This is a genomic window from Protofrankia sp. CiT1 (assembly GCF_917627335.1).
Lineage (GTDB): Bacteria > Actinomycetota > Actinomycetes > Frankiales > Frankiaceae > Protofrankia.
Window position 1 is genome coordinate 1 of the sequence record NZ_CAKJTP010000064.1, and the last position, 5,837, is coordinate 5,837.

Below are 5,837 nucleotides of genomic sequence, written 5' to 3' on the forward strand. Positions count from 1 at the left end.
GCGCGAACGCCGGCCATGCCGCCGACCGCGCCGCCGACGATGGCGCCACCAGCCACGCCGCCGAGCAGCCCGGCGAGCAACAGGGCCACCAGAGCCGGTCGAGCCGGGGCCGGGTCGACCGGCTCTCGGCCGGCGCCGCGCGGTCCGGCTGACTTCTGGGCGTCAGCCGGGTCAGCCGGGTCAGCCGGGTCCGCCGGATCGGTATGGGGGCCGCCGGCACGGTGCGTATGGGAGGCAGCGAGAGCGGCCGGCGGATCCGGCCAGGGCCCGCGGGGAGCGGCCGGCGGATCCGGGCGCGTCCACCATGGCCGCGTCGGCGGGCCGGCCGGCCCGCCGTTGTCGGCCGGTTCACCCCGGAACGGGATGTCCTCCTCACCGTCGCCATCCACGGCCCTCCGCCTCCCGGTGCCAGCATCAGGGTACGAGCGGATATAACGCCAGACACGAGACATCCGCCGATATCGCGTAAACGGGCACCGGGAAAAGTTCGGGTCTGTCAGCGGCCCGCTACTGCGATCACGCGGCTACCACCGTACGGCCTCCCGAGAGGATCCAGCGTCAACGCCGCTGGAACACGGTGGCGGCGCGGCGCCACACCGGCAGGTCTACCGCCGCCGGTCGCCCGGCAACGCCGCGACAGCCATCACCGGCAGCAGGCGGACGCTTCCGGATTCGACGGCATTGACCTCAGTGGCGTTGGCCACCGAGACGACGCCGCCTCCCAGCCTGGTCCCGGCTGGGAGGCTGGGCTGTACCACCGGGATCGCGACCGGACGCGCCGGTTCCGGCACCGTGACAGGGGCGGTCGCTCCGAGCGCGGCACCCGCGACAGCGAAAAGAATCACCGCCACCGAGTTCATCAATATTCGCCTCGCCCGGCTCCGGTACCCCCGCGGGCCGGTGGCCGGGCGGGTCACCAACCGGCGGCCAGCCCCGGATCGCGGGGTTGTCATGACCGGCCTCCCGACGGACCGGCGCGGCCGATCGGCGGGGCCCGCCGACAGCGCGACGCGCCTGGTCCGCGGCTGCCCTGCCCGTACCCGCCCGGCCACCGGCTGGGCCGGATCGGGGCTGCGCGCGGGGCTCTGGGCAGCAGGTGGCTGGTTCAGCGAACCGGCAACACCGACGAACAGACCACGCCCGGCTGCCCGGATGACCACGCGAACGGAGACGGTGGCCGAGCGCGGGCGGGCCGGGTCGTCGGGCGGCCCGGCGATGCCGGGAGCGGCCATCCGCAGCAGCCGTTCCGCCGCTCCCCCCGGCAGGGCCGGACCGCCGAGCCCCGCCAGCCGCGCCTTGAGATGGCGCAGCTCGGCAACCTCCCACTGGCAGGACGCACAGGACGCAATGTGCGCCAAGGCGCGGTCCCTGCCGTCGTGGTCCAGCTGCCCGTCCACCAGCGGGGCTATCTGCTTGCCGAGATGTCCGGTCACGCCTGTCCCTCCGGCGTGGACGACGTTCCACCACCTGCGCTCGCCACGGCCGGTTGGCCTGCTGGGGACGCCCGCCGAGTGATCCGGTGCGATCGGCGCGACGGCGACGCGGCGTCCTCGACCGAGAGGGCGGCGCCTGCCCCGATCGAGGACGCCCCGGCCGCCGTCTCCGGTGCCGCCGGCACGGTCAGGGCGGCCCCCGCGGCTGCCGAGGCGTCGAACAAAGCCGGACCGGCCGCCGTCCCGGCCGCACGCGGCGCCCGGTCCGCGAGAGCCTGCCGCAGCATGGCGCGGCCTCGGGAGATTCGGCTGCGCACGGTGCCGAGCTTCACCCCGAGTGTCTGCGCGATCTCCTCGTAGGACAGCTGCTCGATGTCGCACAGCACGACCGCGGCCCGGAAGTCGGGCGGGAGCGCAGCCAGCGCGCCCTCGATGTCGGCGTCAAGATGCGACTCCGCGTAGACGGCTTCCGGGCTCGCCTCACGGCCGGCGAGGCGCTCCGGGTCATCCGGCAACGCGTCGAAACGAATCTTCTGCTGACGCCGCATGCGGTCCAGGAAAAGATTCGTGGTGATCCGGTGCAGCCAGCCCTCAAAAGTGCCGGGCGTGTAATCGGCCAAGGACCGAAACACGCGCACGAAGACATCCTGGGTGAGGTCCTCGGCATCATGCGCGTTCCCGGTAAGCCGGTAAGCGAGCCGGTACACCCGATTACCGTGATCTCGTACGACCTCTTCCCAGGTGGGCGGCACCCACGTGGGCTGGTCAGCACCGGCGATTTCCACCGCGGCGGGTTCGGCGACGGCATCACCGTCCGACACCGGACGTGACGAGACCGACCGCCCAGGCGCGAACGTGGCCAGGCGCGTGTCCTGTCCGTTCACGGTCGCCTCTCGATCGGTTCGCGACGAACGTACCCGACGCGCCGGCCATGGCGCGGCAAAACCCGCAGCGGACACCGGCTGATCTCCCCTCGCCCCATCCCGACACGAGATGCGTTGACCTGACGAACGCTCCATCCGCAGCGGGCGTTCCCGTAGGCTGCCCATGTCATGCCCGACACAGCCACCGGAGCCGTCGATCCGGCCTCCGCATACACCGAGGGCTTCCTCCTGGAAGACCCTCCGCTGCGGGCTGCCCGAGCACGCGCCGAGGAAGTCGGGATCTTTCCGGTCAGCCCGGGGGCCGGTTCCATCCTTCGTTTTCTCGCCGCCTGTGTCGCCGCCCGCACCGTCGTCGAAATCGGGACGGGCACGGGGGTATCCGGTACCTGGCTGCTGCGCGGAATGCGGCCGGACGGAACGCTCACCACCATTGACGTCGAGGCCGAACATCTCCGGCTCGCGCGCCGGACGTACGCGGACGCGGGAATGGCGTCCAACCGCAGCCGGCTGATAACAGGCCGGGCCCTCGATGTCCTGCCCCGCCTCACCGATGGTGCTTACGACCTGGTGTTCTGCGATGCGGACCGGCGTGAGGCCACCGATTACCTCAGCCAGGCCCTCCGGCTGCTGCGGCCGGGGGGGATCGTGGTGTTCGCCGGCATGCTCGCCGGTGGGCGGGTCGCGGACCTGGAGGCTCGCGACTCCGAGGCCATCGCGGCCCGGGAGCTCGCGACCGCCGTGCGGGACGACGTCCGGCTGACCCCGATGCTCCTCACCGCCGGCGACGGCTTGGTCGTCGCGGTCGTCGCGAAGTCGTCACCGGTCGGCTGACCCCACCACAGGGCCCTCGATCACCTAACAGTGATCGAGAACAACACCCCACCCACAACCCACCCCGCGGCTCCACCGCGGGCGCCCAGGCTCGCTCACGGGATGCTGGGCAGGACCTCAGGATGTGAGCCACGCCAGCAGCGTGCGCACGCCCCAGCCGGTGCCGCCCTTGCTGATCTCACCGTCGTCGCTGTCCGCGCGGGCGGTACCGGCGATATCGACGTGCGCCCAGGGGATACCGCCGGTGAACTCCCGCAGGAACAGCGCGGCCGTGATCGACCCGCCGGACACGTCCAGCGCGGTGCCGATGTTCGCGAGATCCGCCACACCGGACTCCAGGGCCGGCCGGTACTCATCGACCAGTGGCAGCCGCCACAGCCCCTCACCGGCTGTCTGAGCCGCCCGGAACAGCTCACTGGCAAGCGCGTCGTCGGAGGAGAACAGGCCGGCCGTCCGGCGGCCCAGTGCAACCGTGATCGCGCCGGTGAGCGTCGCCAGGTCAATGATCGCATCAGGCGCGAGGCTGGCCGCGTAGGCAAGCCCGTCCGCAAGCACAAGGCGGCCCTCGGCATCGGTGTTGAGCACCTCGACGGTGGTTCCGCCCCAGCAGGAGACGACATCACCGGGCCGCATAGCGGCACCACCGATCATGTTCTCCGCGAGGCAGAGCAGACCGGTGACCCGGTCCCGCACACCCATGGCCGGCAGGGCCGTCATGGTCGCGAGCACGGCAGCCGCCCCCGCCATATCCGTCTTCATCGCGGCCATGGACGTCGCGGGCTTCAACGACAGGCCGCCGGAATCGAAGGTGATCCCCTTACCCACCAGTGCCACATGCCGGCCGCGTGGACAGCCGGGATCGGACGCCGGAGCACCGTCGTAGCTCAACCGCACCAGCCGCGGTGGCCGCGACGAACCCGCGCCCACCGCGGCCAGCCCGCCGAAGCCCTGTTCGGCGAGTTCCGTCGGACCCAGGACGTGCGCGTCGAGCCCGGCCGCACGGGCGGTCTCGACCGCGCGCGCGGCGAACCACTCAGGCGACTTGACCAGGCTCGGCATATTGGCCAGATCGCGGGCGAGATGCACGGCACGGCTGGTCACGGTGGCGACGGCGACGGCGGCACGCAGCTCGGGATCCCGGGGGTTCGCGACAATGATCGTGGCTTCCCGCAGGGCCTTCGAGCGATCATCAGTGGTCCCGTCACCGGCGTCACCGTCACCGTCGCCGGTCAGCGCGGCGGCGCCGTCGGTCAAGGCAGCGACCAACGGACGGTAAGCGGCCAGCAACAGGCCTTCGGTGAACGCGCGCAGGCCGATGGCGTCGACCCCGGTCTCGGCGTCCGCGAGCACGGCCGCCCGGCTGGCGGACGCGGCCCGGCGGGCGAACGCCGCACCAGCCGCACGCCAGGCCGCCGGATCCCGCCTGCCGGCTCCCACCAGCAGCAGCCTCGTCGGCGGGTCGGCCCGCCCCAGCGGGACGACGACCACCTCCGCCGGCTCGCCGCTGGCCCGCTCCGCGTCCAGCAGAAGATCCAGGTCAAGACCGAGCGAGTGCCCGACCGCGCGACCGGCCGCCGTCACCGCGGCCGTGACGACCTCCTTCCCCACGGGGAAGGTCAACAAAGCCAGGACCGGCACGCCGACCTCCAATGGCGTACCGGCCCGCAGCGTCACGATCGGTGGGCGGGGGACGGCCCACCCGGCGTCCGCTGGAACGTCGAACACGCTGGCCGCGCGTCTAGCCGGCGGCCGACTTCAGCGCGTCCCCAAGGTCCTTCGCCTCGTCGGGCAACAACTCCACCACAAGACGGCCACCCCCTTCCAGCGGGACGCGCATGATAATGCTGCGGCCCTCCTTGGTGACCTCGAGCGGACCGTCACCCGTCCGCGGCTTCATGGCCGCCATCGGTGCACCTCTTCCTGCCGTCGGACCTGCTACCACCGGCGATTATCCCGGAGAACAGGCCGGGAACCGAAACACGTCACCCCGCAGCGCCACAACAGACGCGGCTTGCCGGGATCGCGAAGCACCAGAGATGCCTCTGAATGGACAACACACACGCAATCCGGACCAACGCCCATGATCAGAACGTTACGACGATCCGGCTGCGGTGTCAGTCGGAGGTCAGCCGCACGTCACTTTTCGAACGTTCCGAGCGAACCGGCGCAGTGACACCCACAACGCACCCACAACCATCGGCCGCAGTAGCGCGAACCCGGCCCGGCCGAGCCATCCCAGCGGCAGCTCCAGGTCCTCGGACCAGACAAACCGCGACCGCCCGGCGGGCAGGGGAACCACCACGAAGGCGCCACCCCCGCGCACCGCCCGGCCGGTATGGCGAACCAGGCAGCGGTACGGCGGCTCCCACTCGACGATCTCCATTGAGTCGACGAGCACCAGCGGGCCGATCCCGGTACGGGCGATGATGCATCCGCCGACCCCGATCCCGCCCTGGCGGCTTCGGACCACCGTCGTCGCCAGCAGCCACTCGCCCTGACGCTCCCAGTCCGTCAACGCCGCGAACACGGTTGCCGGCGCGGCCTCCACCTCGACGGCCACGGCCAGCGTGCCGGACCCGCGCCGCTTCACACCGGCGGCCAGGGGAACGCGCTCCCGGGATGACTGACGCTCACCATGAAGATCTCCCGTAGTGGTCCGCCGGCTCGAAGGCCTCGCATCCTCCGCATC

General features: G+C 71.8%; 6 protein-coding genes and 1 pseudogene. 1 reads left to right on the forward strand and 6 read right to left on the reverse strand.

Annotated elements, in window-relative coordinates:
* From MJ785_RS12350 to sigE, 3 genes and pseudogenes are all read right to left on the reverse strand, one after another.
* Positions 1–389: pseudogene (locus tag MJ785_RS12350) on the reverse strand (hypothetical protein); the annotation flags it as partial.
* A gap of 216 nt (positions 390–605) precedes the next feature.
* Positions 606–1,433: a zf-HC2 domain-containing protein gene (locus MJ785_RS12355; RefSeq protein WP_239380935.1), complete on the reverse strand. Its 828-nt coding sequence runs from the start codon at positions 1,431–1,433 to the stop codon at positions 606–608.
* Positions 1,430–2,317, reverse strand: coding sequence for an RNA polymerase sigma factor SigE (gene sigE / locus MJ785_RS12360; RefSeq protein ID WP_239311095.1), 888 nt, complete (start codon positions 2,315–2,317; stop codon positions 1,430–1,432). The genes MJ785_RS12355 and sigE overlap by 4 nt, the downstream gene beginning before the upstream one ends.
* A 168-nt stretch (positions 2,318–2,485) precedes the next feature.
* On the opposite strand from sigE, the gene MJ785_RS12365 reads away from it, so the two are divergent.
* On the forward strand, positions 2,486–3,148 hold the full coding sequence (locus MJ785_RS12365) for an O-methyltransferase (RefSeq protein ID WP_239372404.1): 663 nt from the start codon (positions 2,486–2,488) through the stop codon (positions 3,146–3,148).
* A gap of 117 nt (positions 3,149–3,265) precedes the next feature.
* Here the strand turns inward: MJ785_RS12365 and MJ785_RS12370 are convergent, their stop codons facing one another.
* From MJ785_RS12370 to MJ785_RS12380, 3 genes are all read right to left on the reverse strand, one after another.
* A complete protein-coding gene (locus tag MJ785_RS12370) occupies positions 3,266–4,873 on the reverse strand; it encodes a leucyl aminopeptidase (RefSeq protein WP_239308384.1) in 1,608 nt (535 codons plus the stop codon).
* Positions 4,874–4,886: 13 nt separating this feature from the next.
* Positions 4,887–5,054 (reverse strand): DUF3117 domain-containing protein, encoded by a 168-nt coding sequence (locus MJ785_RS12375; protein WP_013872340.1) that lies wholly within the window; start codon positions 5,052–5,054, stop codon positions 4,887–4,889.
* Positions 5,055–5,273: 219 nt separating this feature from the next.
* Positions 5,274–5,837 (reverse strand): SRPBCC family protein (locus tag MJ785_RS12380; protein ID WP_239380937.1); only part of this gene is annotated, 564 nt, incomplete at its 5' end.